Origin of the sequence: Paraburkholderia sp. BR13439, from assembly GCF_040948805.1 — a bacterium.
GTDB classification, from domain to species: Bacteria; Pseudomonadota; Gammaproteobacteria; order Burkholderiales; family Burkholderiaceae; genus Paraburkholderia; species Paraburkholderia youngii.
In genome coordinates this window covers 20,538-35,914 of sequence record NZ_JBFPKN010000041.1, presented here as the reverse complement: position 1 = coordinate 35,914, position 15,377 = coordinate 20,538, and the positions used below count along the sequence as shown (strand labels likewise).

The window sequence follows — 15,377 nt, the reverse complement described above, 5'->3', positions numbered from 1 at the left end:
AGGACGTTCTCACCCGATTGCCGACTCAAAAGGCCAGCGACATCGCAGCATTGCTGCCTCATCGCTGGCAACCGGCGGATCCCATCCGCTAGTTCAGTTCGTCAAGACGGGTTTGCTGGCCGCTTACTATGGTTCTAACGCGTAGCCATAGGCACTTTAGACAGACGAATTGGGCTGCGTCCTTTGATACGATCGGGGACTGAACTTGACTAGTGAATGACGGCAGATGAACGATCCACATGGCTCTGACACAGGCTTCAGTGTCCACATCCTTTGGGAGGATGCAGAGCGCACTTTCTGTCGCGTCCGGTCCCCGAGCGGCAGCGATAGCGTCCTGACTCTCCGGACCACCGAGGAACATCCCTCGATCGCCCTTCTCGAGCGCCTTGCTCACGAATTCGCGCTGAAAGAACAACTGAATGGTACGTGGGCGGTGCATCCGATAAGGCTGGTACGCGAAGATGAACGGATGGCACTGGTTTTCGAGGATCCGGGCGGCGAACCACTTGAGCGACTGGTGGGCGCGCCTCTCGGGGTGGAACGTGTTTTGTGCCTCGCCGTCGGCATTGCCGGGGCGCTTGAGAAGCTCCACCGCAGTGGGTTCGTTCACAAGGATTTCAAGCCTGCTCATGTGCTAGTTGACTGCACGGACAGCCGGCCGCGGCTCACAGGATTTGGGATCGCTTCACGACTGCCGCGCGAGCGGCAATTTCCACAGCCACCCGAAACGATCGCCGGCACCCTACCCTTCATGGCGCCCGAACAGACTGGGCGGACGAACCGCTCGATCGACTCTCGCAGCGACCTCTACGCGTTCGGAGTTACGCTTTATCAAATGCTCACGGGGTCCCTACCGTTCACTGCTGCGGATCCGATGGAATGGGTACATTGCCATGTTGCGCGTAAGCCGGTGCCTCCGATAGCACGGGTAGACACGGTCCCCCTTCCCGTCTCAGAGCTTGTCATGAAGCTGCTCGCCAAGACGCCCGAGGAACGGTATCAGACGGCGGCTGGCGTCGAGCGGGATCTGAGGCATTGCCTGACCGAATGGCAGCGTCAACGCCACATTGATCCCTTTGTGCTGGGCGAATACGACATGACCGACCGCCTCCTGATCCCGGAGAAACTCTACGGGAGGCAGAGGGAGGTGGATGCATTGACCACTGCGTTCGATCGCGTAGTCAGGACTGGCATCCCTGAACTCGTGCTCGTCTCCGGGTATTCGGGTATCGGCAAATCCGCAATCGTCCATGAACTGCATAAGGCACTCGTACCATCGCGCGGGCTGTTCGCGTCGGGCAAGTTCGACCAATACAAGCGCGACATACCCTATGCGACGCTCGTTCAAGCTTTTCAGGGCCTGATCAGGCCGCTACTCGGCGAGCCTGACGCGGAACTCGCAACCTGGCGCGAGACGTTGATCGGGGCACTCGGTCCGAACGCGCGACTCGTGACCGATCTGATCCCTGCGCTCAGGCTGATCATCGGCGATCCCCCGCCCGTCCCAGAGCTCGAGCCAAATCAGGCGCGCCGCCGTTTTGAAGTCGTCTTCCAGCGCTTTATCGGCGTCTTTGCGCGACGTGAACATCCGTTGGCACTATTTCTTGACGATCTGCAATGGCTCGACGCCGCGACGCTCGACTTGCTCGACGGGCTCCTTGCGCGCTCGGATCTGCAGCATCTGATGGTAATCGGCGCCTATCGCAGCAATGAGGTAACTCCCGGACATCCGCTGCTGCACAAGCTTCAGACGTTAAGGGCTGCCGGCGCAAGGCTCGACGAAATTGTTCTCGCGCCTCTTGCTTGTGAACACGTGGAGCAACTGATTGACGAAGCGCTTCACTGTGAGCCGGGACGTGCGGCACCGCTTGCGCACCTCGTGCATGAGAAGACGGCGGGCAATCCGTTTTTCGTCATCCAGTTTTTGCGCGAGCTTGCCGATAGCGATCTGCTGAGCTTTGCCCATGACACGGCCTGTTGGAGCTGGGACCTGCCCCGCATCCACCGCAAAGAGTACACCGACAATGTAGTCGACCTAATGGTGGTAAAGCTAGTGCGCCTACCGGCGTCAACGCAACGCGCCGTGCAACAGCTTGCCTGTCTCGGCAACACCGCCTCCTATATGATGCTGCCTAAAGTTCTGGGCGTCTCGGAGCAGGAAATTCGGGCGCTGCTGAAGCCGGCACTCGCGCAGGAGTTGGTGGAGCAACTAGAAGACGCCTACGGGTTCGTGCACGACCGGGTGCAGGAAGCCGCCTATTCGCTGATTCCCAAAGAGTTACGTGCTCACACGCATCTGCGTATTGGACGGCTACTCGCGGCGCAAACTCCCGCTAGCAAACGGCAAGAGGCGATCTTCGATATCGTCAGTCAGTTCAACCGAGGCGCGGCGCTGGTGAGATCCAGGCAGGAACGCCAACAACTGGCTGCCTTTAACCTGATCGCCGGCAAGAGAGCCAAGGCGTCGACAGCCTATGCGTCGGCGCTCACCTATCTCACTGCCGGCGCTGAACTCCTCCAGGACGATTGCTGGGGACGTAGGCACGAACTGGTCTTTCCGCTCCAGTTGAACCTGGCAGAATGCGAGTTCCTCACCGGGCGGCTAACCGATGCCGAAGAGCGGCTGGCGATGCTGTCAAACCGCGCGACGAACACGGTCGATCAGGCGAGCGTCGCGTGTCTGCGAATGGATGTTTACCTGACTCTCGATCGAAGCGATCTGGCGGTCGAGGTTTGCCTCGATCACCTCCGTCAACTCGGCATCGACTGGCCGGCACACCCACATGAAAGCAACGTACGGGGGGAGTACGAAAACATACGGTTGCGGCTTGCGGGCCGGACTATCGAGGCACTCATCGATATGCCGTTGATGTCGGACCCAGCGTCGCTCGCAATCACTGACCTGCTTAGCAAGCTCCTGAGACCAGCCTGGTTTTTTGACGCGAATCTGGCTTCTCTCGCTATATGCAAAGTGATCAGCTTGAGTCTGGAGTGCGGGAACTGCGACGCCTCGTGCTTCGCGTATGTCATGTTCCCGCGGATCGCTGGGCCACGCTTTGGCGATTACCACGCTGGAGTCCAGTTCGGTCAGCTCGGCTTCGATCTGGTCGAGCGACGCGGACTCAAACGCTTCGAGGCAGTCACCTATCTTTGCTACGCGCTGTATGTTGTGCGCTGGACGAAACACGTGCGCTTCAGCACCGAAGTGCTGCGCCGTGCGTTCGAAGCAGCGAGCCGAACCGGGGACCTTCCGTCTGGCGCCTATACCTGCTGCCATATCGTTTCGGACCGACTTTTCGGCGGTGACCCTCTAAGCGATGTCGAACTCGAAACTGAACAGGGCCTCGCGTTTTCGAGGAAGGCACGTTTCGGCCTGGTCGTCGATAACCTCACCACGCAACTCGCATTGATCCGGATGCTCCGCGGCGTCACACTGAAATTCGGCCACTTCGACTATGACGAGTTCAACGAGGTTCGTACAGAGGAGCACCTGTCCGGCAACCCCGCGCTCGCGACGGCCGCGTGCTGGTACTGGATCCGGAAACTGCAGGGACGATTCCTTTCAGGCGACTATGTGGCCGCCATGAACGCGGCATCGATCGCGCAAGAGCAACTTTGGAGCTCGTCGCCGCACCTGGAGGAATGCGAGTACCATTTTTACGCCGCTCTCACAAGGGCCGCGCATTTCGACCGGGTGCCGGCCGAGGAGCGACAGGAGCACCTCCACAGCATCGCCGCGCATTGTCGGCAATTGGAGATCTGGGCGAACAACTGTCCGGCGAATTTCGGCAATCGGGTTTCACTGGTAAGCGCCGAGATGGCGCGCCTGGAAGGCCGTGATGTCGAGGCGATGCGACTCTACGAAGCGGCCATTCATCTTGCGCGCGCAAACGACCTCATACACAATGAAGCGCTTGCCAATGAACTCGCATCCGCGTTCTACGCGGCGCGGGGGTATGAGAAGATTGCCCGTGTCTATTTGCAGGACGCACGACGGGCTTATCGACGCTGGGGGGCAGAAGGGAAGGTGCGTCAACTCGACGAACTGTACCCAGGTCTCAGGGCCGACGAGCGAGCGCCTGACTCAGGCAGCACTATCGGGGCGCCTCTCGAACACCTTGACCTTGCTACCGTCATAAGGGTGTCGCAGGCTGTTTCCGGAGAGGTTTTCCTCGACAGATTGATTGAGACGATCATGCGTACCGCTATCGAACAGGCGGGAGCCGAGCGTGGATTACTGATCCTTTCGCATACAGGAGAACAGCGGCTCGCAGCGGAAGCATGGACGGACAGCGACAAGGCATGCGTCCAATTGCGTGATGCACCCGTGAGCGCGACCATGATTCCCGAGCCTGTTCTCTACGATGTATTGCGCACAGGCGAAAGTGTCATTCTCGATGATGCTGCGGCCGATCCCAGGTTCGCGACAGATCCTCATATCCGGCAGTATCTGACTCGTTCCGTCTTATGCCTGCCATTAATGAATCAAGCGAAGCTGATCGGGGCCCTGTACCTCGAAAACAATCTGATCACCCGCGCCTTCGCATCGACCCGGATTGCACTGCTGCGGCTGCTCGCGTCGCAGGCGGCGACTGCGCTCGAGAACACCCGCCTGTACCGCGACCTGCAGGAACGGGAGGCCAGGATTCGCCGCCTCGTCGACGCCAATATCATTGGCATCATCGTCTGGAATGCCGCCGGCGACATTCTCGAAGCCAACGACGCTTTTCTTCGCATGGTGGGATATGAGCGAGAGGATCTTGCGTCAGGATTCCTCCGCTGGAGGGATCTCACGCCAACTGACTGGCAGGAAAGCAGCGAACGGGCTTTGGCCCAAATCAGAAACCACGGTGACGTTCAACCCGAGGAAAAAGAATACATGCGGAAGGATGGCAGTCGTATACCGGTCATGGTCGGCCGCGCTGCTTTTGACTGTAGCGGGAAGGAAGGCGTTGCTTTTGTAGTTGATCTCACGGAGCGCAAGGAAGCTGAGCACCGCTTGCGTGAGTCCTACGAGATGCTGCGTGAACTTGCCTCACATCGCGAGACGGCTCGCGAGGATGAACGCAAGCACATTGCGCGGGAAATGCACGACGAACTCGGGCAACACCTTACCGCGCTTCGCCTGAGGGCGTCGATATTGCGCATGAGGCTTGGCGCGGATCACCCGGATCTGGTCGAGCATACGCAGGCGCTCGTTTCCCTTGTGGATGTAACGATGCAGGTGGTCAGAGGCGTTATCGCGTCGCTGCGCCCCGCAGCGCTTGATTCCGGTATTGCAGCAGCGCTCGAGTGGCTCGTGGCCGATTTCAACCGCAACGGCCGGACGGTCTGTCATCTCAACTTGCAGGACGAGAATATCGCCGTAAGCGAGGATCGCGCTATCGTGCTGTTTCGCATCGTTCAAGAGGCACTTACCAATGTCACCCGACACGCTGCGGCCAGAAGAGTAATCATCGCATTAGAGCGAACCCCCGATGCTTGCCTTCTCGAAGTGCACGACGACGGTTGCGGATTCGATGTTCTGGCAACGAGAAAGAGGTCATTCGGACTGGCAGGGATGGAAGAGCGTGTTCTGATGCTGGGCGGTGCGATCGACGTTATCAGCTCGCCGGGAGCCGGCACCATGATCAAGGTGCGACTTCCTGACAAGTGGGCGATCGAGAATAGCCGTTAAAGTCACACACGTAACACCTGCGCTCGCTCGGCGTGCTGAACCGAAGGTCCGGAATCCGTGCGCGCCACAGATCCGGAACCCGCCGTTCCGAGGTCGGTCGGAAAAAGTGGAAGCCAACGTTTCGTCATACCGAGAAGCGGGGGGCATGACTGTATTTGCCGGCCTGAAGGAACTGTACAGTGGTGAAATTGTCGGCTAGGCGGTAAGGGAACGGATGACGACAAAATTTGGTCATGTCGGCGCTGTTTCGCGCTGTCGTGACCCGCCGGCCTGGTTCGCCATAGCGATCGAGGATGGCACTAGCGCCCGCTCGCCTATCAAGCACTCATCCGCCACCTTGACATACACGCGTTGCTGAGCCGCCGTGGCAACCGCTACAACAACGCCCCGATCGAATCCGTCGGGGCAACGCCGAAGAATGAACTGGTCTAGCATTAATGTTTTGCCACGTGCGAGCAGGCACGTTTGGCGATCACCGAATACATCGAAATCATCTACAACCGGCAACGCCCGCAGGCGCTGCTGACTACCAATCGCCTGTCGCGTTCACGCGACGCTTTTATCTGAATCAAATCACTGCTTAACCTCTTGGCCTTCGCCAATTCCGGCCGATCCAGTATCGCACGCATCGCGAAGCCATGGCCGACTTGTTCAAATACCTTGATATGTTCTATAACCGCAAGTCGTCGTCATTCATGGCGTGGCTTGTCACCAACTCAGTTCATGCAAGACTGGCCTGCGCGGCTAAGCGGACTAACTCGGGGCCTCTGGAAGGCGAAAACCCGGGCGCATGAAATGGGTCAACGGCTCCCTAATTTCGATAGAAGCACTTCAAAATTGCGGCGGGCGCGCGGAACACTTCCGCCGCGGGTTCCTTGCCCGCAATCAGTGATCTGGCCAAGACAAACAGCGGAATGGGAAGCCAGTTCCACCAGTGCACCTTCCCCTCGGACATCGGCCAATGCTACGTTTCATACTACGCCGCTGATGATTGCGCGAGTTCCTTTTGTCATCGCCTAGGTTCTCGCCGACATTGTGCCAAGCTCAAAGACCGGCCACATTACTCCGTCGCCTGACTCCTCGGACCATCTATCGGGCCGGTCCCACAGTAGTAGGAATAACTGTCGGTAGGGTCTTTCTGGTTTGTGTATATGCATACATCGCTCGCTGCGACCGCATAGGCCTGCGCCGCCACACCCATTAGAACCGCGGACAGAAGGCCACCAGAAAGCACTCTCTTCATCTTTTCCATATACATTCCTTTGTTAAGGAAGGTCTGCATAACCCGCATTTCGAGCGCTGACCTTCTATATTTTTCGCAGTGGCGGTGATGAGAATTTGTTGAGTCGTTAAGGCGCCTGCGATTTACGCCGCTCCGTGCAGCGCTACTGAGGCGCAAGACACGGCGCCTCGGTTATCAAGCCTTGCGCAAAGCTCTACGCGCCATCCATAGATTGCTCAGAGCAAACAACGTCGTGATCTGGGCTGTGTTCTTCATCAAACCTCGATATCGGGTCTTCGTGTAGGCAAACTGCCGCTTGAGGACGCGGAACGAATGTTCGACCTTGGCGCGGACGCCGGCCTTCAGCCGCTCGATCTGATCGTATATCGCGTCCAAACGATCACTCAGATCCAGCTTTTTGCGCTTGCCTGGTCTCATCGCGATGTGCCAGCGCACCCCGCCAGTCTCGCGACGCTTTTCGATCCCCTGATATCCCGCATCCGCGTACACGTCCGTTTCCTGGCCGTGCAATAGCGCATGAGCCTCCGTAATGTCGTGGACGTTGGCCGCCGTGCCGATGACGGTGTGGACCAGGCCCGACTCTGCGTCCACGCCGATGTGCGCTTTCATTCCGAAGTACCAGTTACCGCTTTTCTGCGTCTGACGCATCTCGGGATCGCGCGTTCCGGAGTTGTTTTTCGTCGAACTGGGCGCCGGAATCAACGTGGCATCGACGACCGACCCGGTCTTGAGCATCAGGCCTTTGTCCACCAGGATTTCATTGACCATCGCGAGCATCTGCGCAGCCAGTCCATGCGCTTCGAGAAGGTGACGAAACCGTAGAATCGTGCTCTCGTCCGGCAAACGCGTCATGCCGCCGTCAAGTCCTGCGAAGTCACGATACAGCGGCACGTCATATAACGCTTCTTCCATCGCTGGATCGGACAGACCAAACCACTGTTGCATAAAATGAATGCGCAGCATCGTCGCGATCGGGAACGGCGGCCGTCCAGTCTTGCCAGTCGGATAGTGCGGTTCGATCAGCGCAATGAGCTTCAACCAAGGCACAACGCGTCGCATCTCATCGAGAAATTCTCGCTTACGCGTGCGCTTCGTTGTCAGATCCAGGTCAAGTCCAAGTTGCGTCATCTGGGCTCTCCTCAACTCACTCCCTTCATCCCAGGATAGTTCACCGAAATCTCAATGCCAGGACTTTTGCAGACCTTCCTTAACATGCCGTAAATTATGTGACTCGTCCACTGGGCGCCGAAATCGCGTACCTTACGAAATTATCTGAGCAACTGCCAGAAGAAAAGCATCAAATATATTGATGCCAACGCACGATCGTCGTTGGGGACCGTGCTGCTAGGTCGAGAGGCGGCCTCGGGCACGACGCGGGCAAAGAGCCCACGACTTTCCGGTTACTTTTTGATGCCATTTTCATTTCTTCGCATTCCTGCCAACAGACTGTTGCCGTTCATCGACGGGCAAGTGCCGCGTGCCAGCACGGTCCCGGTTCATGCACCTGTCGCGATCCCGCCGCCCTGGTAAGTGTTCATACTGTCCGCAGACTATTGCGGTGACCTGTTTCGCGCCGAATGCCATTGAGTGTGCGCGTCGGATTATCTTCGTCATTTCCTCGTGTCCTCTGAATGCGTTATCGCCGCCCTCCTTGTTGCTACGAGAAACATGGGCTAGACATACTATCAACGATATTTGATCGGGCATAAGTTGCTTTTACTTTTCATCATCCGCGACATTAATGTATAAATATGTTTTTGGTTTCGATGGTCATCGTGGAATATAGGTCATCAAAAGGCGAAATTGGCTGCCGCCTATAGTTTGCATAATAGAATGTGTTGAGTGCTCAGCCAGACGATCAGATGCTTGAACTTACCGTTTTGCAAAGTGGAGAAACGAAACCGATGATGAGAAATTTACTTATTGTTGCCCTTGCGCTCGGCGCATCGTATTGCGCTGCTGCTGAAACGTACGAAAGCTGCCCGATGCCTGCCAACATCAAGATTGCGCGGGGTGTGTACACGGCAACAACCAACGATAACGAGGGTGAATGGATTGGCACTTCGAGAGGGCCGGGCGACGGTAATATCAAGGAATTTACCTCTGCCATGTTTTTCCCGCCGCAGCTTGATAATGACGGTTCTGTGCGATCGCCGTTAGTCCGGTGCTCCTACGAACTTGCCCAAGGCGGCCATTTGGATCTACGGTTCGACCCTAGGCCGCCGCCACCTGGTCTAAGGGTCGATGTAGGTTTATGGCGCCGGAAATCCGGCCCTTACGATCTCGACTACTATGAATGCACTGAGCGGGCCGCTTGGCGTTGTAGGTTCGAGGTCGTTCGGCGGCCCTGACCTGAGCAATCGTAAGCGTACGATTTGTCTCGCCTCGCTTTTGCGTTCAGCAAGATCCGCGATTTCGTCCGCAACACCGACTTGCGGGCGCAATGAGGCCCGGTCGAAAAGAATGGAAGCCAACGTTTCGTAATACCGAGAAGCGGAGGTACGGATGAATCGAATTTCAAAAGCGGTCTATACGAAGGAGCTCCGCGACAAGCGGTCAAGCTGACCTTGATTGAAGGTGTTGGGATATCGGAAGCTTCCTGACGATTGTCGGCTCCAATGAAAACGGAGGCAAACTGGGGGCGCGCGGCGAAGCCTGTAAGCTCAAGGACGTCAGACGACAAACTCCCGGAGCTTGCCGGCTTAAGTTCGAGAATCGGGGGGCGCGGAATCTGAGGTTTTGCTTGCTGGTCATGTTGACAACTGTCTGGACCGTGAGAGTTTTGAAGATTACGTTAAATTCTCCGGCGCTCTGGAAAATGGAAAATTCTTGTCGAGTGGGCGTCGGAAATTATCGTTGACCAATGTCTTGGCTCAGACCATGTCCTAACTATCCGGATTTGAGGTCCAATGTAGTGCGAACTGCAGAGCGACTGTAGCGATGGACGTCGTATCGGAGCGCTTCGCCGCAGGCGAGAATGAACCAATAGGGAGTAGTAGTATTGAAACTGAAGAAGAACATGAGGCGTGTTTGCACTCGGCATGCCGTGACACTCGCACTAGCCGTATGGCTCGTGACAGGCTGCTCTGCCGGGGCACAGCAGGATGCGTTCGTGCCGCTCGTGCGCAGCATGGCAGATCGCCTCAACACCGCGGACCAGGTCGCTCTGAACAAGTGGGACACGGGCCAACCCGTCTATGACCCTCATCGAGAAGCGCAAGTCATTGCAAATGCGGTGGCGATGGCGTCTGAGTACGGACTAACCACGGAGGATGTGACAAACATTTTCTCGGACCAAATTGAAGCCAACAAAGAAATTCAGTACGAGCTGCTCAGCAACTGGATGCGTCACGGCAACGCTCCCGCAACGCCTCGCCAGAGCTTGCCGGGCGTTATTCGACCCATTCTGGATAAGCTGCAGGCCAATATCATGCTGAATTTGAAGGGCGTGGCGCCTCTTCGCAGCAATACAGATTGCCAGACACAGGTTGCAACAGCAGTGGGGCGCGTCGCCCAACAAACGTCGCTTGATGCCCTACATCTCGCGGCCCTCGACCGTGCGGTCGCGCGGATATGTGTCAAGTTTTGACTTTCCGGGGGGCTAAAGACATGCAAGGAAGCTTCCTGAAGGCGGACATATCGGAACTCCGTTGCGCAAATGGCGGCGTCGCGCATTTGAGATGGAGAGGATCCCCTGCGCTGGGGCACCAGCATGGTTTCAATGTCGAAGCGTGCCCTGACGACGTGCGCAACGTTCTTTGGTGGCTATCCGTGAGTAGAGTGGCGACGAAACCATTGCCGATGCGATGCTTTACCGTCTCATGTGGCGTCATCACTGGATCACGCACAGGTGGGCTACTTAGAAAACATCCCCAAAACCCCAACGTCCTGGAGCCCGAACTCGATCTCAACTGCGGAAAAACCTACAATCGACATCGCGCAATGCCAGACCCGCCGAGTCGGTCACGATTCCAAATCGGCGATCAAGTTCGCTGAAGTACGCATCATCCTTTAATACGCCGTGTTCGGCTCATCAACCTTCTACGCTGAGATAGGAAGCATGGACGACCAAACAGTGCGAAATGTACTCAGACAGGCTGATGGCTGGATCGACTGGAATGACGTCCGGAACGCGCCGGACTGGCGGCAAGGAAAGATCGTGCTGGACGGTAGATTTAGTGCAGACGAGCTTCGTGCGATCATCGAGCTTCGGCGAAACACTCGCTAGTCCAGCCTGAACAAACCGTAGAGCCTTAAGCGTTGGGGGTTTCCGGCGGAAATCGTGTTGTTGGAATTGCAGAGACCTGGCATATTGCTGGGTATAGCCTGCAAATTCTGGCGAGGTTTAGATGGGTCCGAAGGCGCCTGTAACGGAGAAGGATTTGTTCCGGCATCCACTGCGCGAACAGATCAATCTCAAGCATCCACTGGTACGGCTGGCCGAGCTGATCAATTGGGAGCGGCTCAGTGCATGGATGAGCGCGAGTTTCGTTTCGGGTAAAGGCAGACCTGCGAGTTCGCCTCGACTGATCGCTGGTCTGCTGTATCTGCAGCACGCCTTCGACCTCTCGGACGAGGATGTTGTGTGGCAATGGGTTGAGAACCCGTACTGGCAGGTTTTTACGGGCGAGACGTACTTGCAGACCGAACCGCCGATCGATCCGTCCAGCCTCACGCGATGGCGCAAACGGTTGGGAGAAGCCGGTGTCGAGGAGTTGCTCGCCGAGACGATCGACGCGGCGAAGCGTGCCGGAGTGATCAAGGCGTCGAGCGCGAAACGCGTAATCGTTGATACGACCGTGATGCCCAAGGCGATCGCACATCCGACTGACTCGCGACTGCTGGAGCGCTGTCGTGAACACCTCGTGTCACGGATCGGCGTAATTGAGCCGGGGATGATCGGCGTAATGAGGCCACCTGGAATGGCCCCGAAACGCGATTTCGAAGGGACTCAAGAATGCGTTTTTTTGCCTGATTTGGCAACCGCGTTTTCGCCGTTTTCGGGCATCGGTTTCGGCTTGCGGAAGCTCTCACCCTCAATGACGACACGGTAGGCGCCATGCCGTAGCCGATCGAGCGTGGCAGCACCGAGGATGCGGTTGTCGGGGAACGCGTCTCCCCATTCGCTGAAGTCGAGATTTGACGTCAAGATCGTCGCCGCGCGCTCATACCTGGCGGCGATCAGGTCATGGAAGTCTTCGTCGTGGGGCGCACGAAGAGGTTTGAGTGCGAAGTCATCAACGATCAGCACCGGCACGCGCACAAACTGCTGGAGCTTGCGTTCATAGAGTTCGGTCGCCCTTGCTGCATGCAGCTTCTTGAGCAATTCGGTTTGCGTGATGAACAGGACATCGCGGCCGGCCCTGGCGTGCGGCGCAGTGGCCCAAGGCTTGCGCGAGATGCGACTTGCCGACGCCGGTTTGGCCGACCATCAGCACGCAGACCTTCTCGTCGATGTAGCGGCCGGTGGCGAGATCATGGATGTGAGCGCGGTTGAGTTTGGGCACGCGGTCGAAGTCGAAGTTCTCGAGGGTCTTGCCCAGGGAGAAGCCAGCGCGGGCGAGCCGCACGCCGAGCTTCTTCTGCTCTCGCCGTGCGACCTCGTCGTGCAACAGCATGGAGAGGAAATCCGTGTAGGCAAGTTGCCCGTCGATGGCCTGACGGTTGCGTTGCTCGAGCGAGTCGAGGATGCCCGAGAGGCGCAACTGCTTGAGGATCGTGTTCAGTTCTGGACATGGATTCATGGACGTTCAATGGATCAGAAGGGAATGGAGGTCACGGCCGAAGCGGCCGCCGTTCAGGTAGGTATCGGCAGACGTCGGCGCTGGTGCTGCAGTGGGCTGGCTGTCCAGACCCTTGTCGAGGATCGTCTTGACGGTGCGGTACCTGGGGCTGGCAAACACGAGCGCACGCTCGCACGCAGCCTCCAGCCGTTGATCGCCGACCTTCTCGCGAAGCCTCACGACGCCCTGCGCGCCGCGCAGGTTGACGAGCACCTTGTCGTTGAACATCGCGAGAACGAGCGCGTGGCAGGCCGGCCCGATATCCTTTGCCCGCGCCAGGCACCACTGTGGATCGTGCTCGAGCCACGCTTGCGCTTCAGGCGGCTGGTGGTCACGCACCGTGTGGCGATCGCCGGGCGTGCGCAGCCGCGGATGGGTCGCGACGAGTTCATGGCGGTGGAACACCTGTACGACCGTGTCGGTCGCCTTCAGCCACAACTGCTTGCCGACGAGAGTGAACGGCACCGAGTACAGTGCCTTCCTGTAGACGACGTGCCCGTCGGTATGCACCTTGACCTCGCACCATACGGCCAGCACTGGCGGCACATCGGGCAGTCCGGCGAGCAGCGGCTTCTCGATGGCGAAACGTGCAAGCGGCTGCTCGCGCGTCGTGCCGTGCTCGCGCGTGCCGGCCTGCTGCATCACCCAGTCGCGCAATTGACGGTTGGCGTCGGCGAGATCGCGGAATTCGCGTAGCGGCAAGAAGGATCGTTTGATGTATTTGACTCCGGCCTCAACGACGCCCTTCTTCGCAGGATCGTGTGGAGGGCATGCATCGATCCGGAAGCCGTACCCCTCGGCCAGCGCGGCGTACGAGCGCTGTACCTCGGGATCGTACATACACGCCTTTGTAATCGCGCATTTGGCGTTGTCTATGATGACGCGCTCCACGCGGCCGCCGAACCATTCGAAGGCGCGCCGGTGGCAGGCCAGCCACGTCTCGACCGTTTGATCCAGCACGAGCTCTGCATACTGGTGCCGCGACCAGCACAGCGTCATCACGAAGAACCATGTCTTGAGCGGCACGCCGGATTCGTGTGTCAAAACGGGACCGGCACCGAAGTCGAGCTGCGCTGCGTCCGCCGGAGCGAACTCCAGGATCGTCGTTGCTCTCGCGCCGCGCTCGGCCTTCAGGTGCAGCAGGAAGCGCCGCACTGCAGAATAGCTGCCCGTATAGCCGTGATTGCGCTGAAGCGCGTTGAAGATCGTCGTGCCCTGCACGTCGGCGTTAAACCAGCCGCGCACCAGATCGCGAAACGGTTCAATCGTGGAGACGCAGCTACGCGGCAGCTTCGGATTGTGTCCGAAGATCGCTGCCAGTTCGGCGTCGTCCGGCAAGGGCCGACCGGGATCGAGCCAGCCCCGAGCGAGCGCGATTTGCCTGACGGTCTTCAGCTTCCCACGCCCCATCAGGCGCGCGCTGGCAATGTCGCGGTCGGAATCACCCTGACGCATGCGCGCCAGTACCTGTCGATACTCAAACACTTCGAACCTCCTTCGACTCACTCATCGGCCCTCCGGGCAAAAAGCCTGAAGGTACCGGGTTGCGGAAATTCGAAATGCGTTTCGGGCTGGCACCCGACAGAACACTGAGCCTGCTACGTGGCTCGATTACGCCGATCCTGCGGTGGCTCCAATACGCCGATCATCGAGTGGCCCGATTGCGCCGATCATGCACTGGCTCGATTGCGGCGATCATCCCGTGGCTCGATTACGCCGATCCCGGAATGGCTCGAATATGCCGGTCAGTGACACCTCGTGAAGGCAGCTGCGCGGCACGGCCTGAAACTGCGTCAGAACTACAACCGCGAAGCACCACGCCTGGCCACCCAGATCAGCCGCTACGCGCACGCGAAGCAGTACCGGCGGATGAGCAAGGCAGTGCGCACCCTGCGCTCGCGTGTCGGCCGCGTCATGCGCGATGTCGAACGGCAACTCGACACGGTGGTTGATAACAGGCGAGCTGAGCTGCAGGAACTGATTGCCCGCACGAAGCGAATCCTGACGCAGAAGACGAAGGACAAAAATAAGCTGTATGCGCTGCACGCGCCGGAAGTCGAGTGCCTGGCCAAGGGTAAGGCGCGCACGCCATACGAGTTTGGCGTCAAGGTGTCGATCACGACGACACACCGGGAAGGGCTGGTGGTGGGTGCCCGCTCGATGCCGGGCAATCCGTACGATGGACATACGCTGGAAGAAGCGCTGGAGCAGGCACCGATTCTCAGCGATGTCAAACCTGAAATCGCGATCGTCGACCGTGGTTACCGGGGCGCTGAGCCAGACGGGGGGAAGGTCTACCATCCCGGCCTGCGACGCGGCATCACGCGCACGTTGCGCGCCATGATCCGGCGGCGCAGCGCGATTGAACCAGCGATCGGTCATATGAAGGCCGACGGCAAACTCGACCGGAACTGGCTCAAGGGCGCGCTCGGGGATGCGATCAACGCAGTGCTATGTGGTGCCGGCCACAACCTGCGCATGATCCTCAGAAAGCTGCGGCGTTTTTACGTCCTTGTACTTGTCGCATTGCTCAACCGCTCCGCGGCTTCCGCTTCGACACCATGAACGGCGTCGTCGCCGAAAACGAATTATTCAGACCCGACTCGCTAGCAATAGTCGAGATCCCTGACCTCGCGCTTCTATCCCGGCCGTGATCCCCGTTACTGTCTTCCCG

Annotated in this window: 5 protein-coding genes and 5 pseudogenes; 7 read left to right on the top strand and 3 right to left on the bottom strand. The window is 58.4% G+C overall.

The features are described from left to right. The first annotated feature begins 226 nt into the window (after nt 1-226). The 3 genes and pseudogenes from AB3X96_RS39540 to AB3X96_RS39530 all read left to right on the top strand — a co-directional run. A complete protein-coding gene (locus AB3X96_RS39540; protein ID WP_368594036.1) occupies nt 227-5,677 on the top strand; it encodes an AAA family ATPase in 5,451 nt (1,816 codons plus the stop codon). 157 nt (nt 5,678-5,834) lie between these two features. Further along, nucleotides 5,835-6,261, top strand: a pseudogene (locus tag AB3X96_RS39535) (IS3 family transposase); the annotation flags it as partial. Nucleotides 6,262-6,294: 33 nt separating this feature from the next. After that, nucleotides 6,295-6,412 (top strand): annotated as a pseudogene (locus tag AB3X96_RS39530) (IS3 family transposase); the annotation flags it as partial. Nucleotides 6,413-7,094: 682 nt separating this feature from the next. Here AB3X96_RS39530 and AB3X96_RS39525 read toward each other — a convergent pair. After that, the gene (locus AB3X96_RS39525; RefSeq protein WP_368594035.1) at nt 7,095-8,048 is read right to left on the bottom strand and encodes an IS5 family transposase; all 954 of its coding nucleotides are present in this window, start codon (nt 8,046-8,048) and stop codon (nt 7,095-7,097) included. Between the two features lie 734 nt (nt 8,049-8,782). On the opposite strand from AB3X96_RS39525, the gene AB3X96_RS39520 reads away from it, so the two are divergent. The 3 genes and pseudogenes from AB3X96_RS39520 to AB3X96_RS39510 all read left to right on the top strand — a co-directional run. Further along, nucleotides 8,783-9,271, top strand: coding sequence for a DUF3757 domain-containing protein (locus AB3X96_RS39520; protein WP_368594034.1), 489 nt, complete (start codon nt 8,783-8,785; stop codon nt 9,269-9,271). A 668-nt stretch (nt 9,272-9,939) separates the two neighbouring features. After that, on the top strand, nt 9,940-10,509 hold the full coding sequence (locus tag AB3X96_RS39515) for a chorismate mutase (RefSeq protein ID WP_176112520.1): 570 nt from the start codon (nt 9,940-9,942) through the stop codon (nt 10,507-10,509). A gap of 760 nt (nt 10,510-11,269) precedes the next feature. Then, nucleotides 11,270-11,788: pseudogene (locus AB3X96_RS39510) on the top strand (transposase); the annotation flags it as partial. Nucleotides 11,789-11,871: 83 nt separating this feature from the next. On the opposite strand, the pseudogene istB reads toward AB3X96_RS39510, so the two are convergent. Both istB and istA read right to left on the bottom strand, forming a co-directional pair. After that, nucleotides 11,872-12,664 (bottom strand): annotated as a pseudogene (gene istB / locus AB3X96_RS39505) (IS21-like element helper ATPase IstB). 6 nt (nt 12,665-12,670) lie between these two features. After that, nucleotides 12,671-14,188 (bottom strand): IS21 family transposase, encoded by a 1,518-nt coding sequence (gene istA / locus AB3X96_RS39500; protein ID WP_368594033.1) that lies wholly within the window; start codon nt 14,186-14,188, stop codon nt 12,671-12,673. Between the two features lie 267 nt (nt 14,189-14,455). Between istA and AB3X96_RS39495 the strand changes: the two are divergent. Then, nucleotides 14,456-15,268, top strand: a pseudogene (locus AB3X96_RS39495) (IS5 family transposase); the annotation flags it as partial. Nucleotides 15,269-15,377 lie beyond the last annotated feature (109 nt).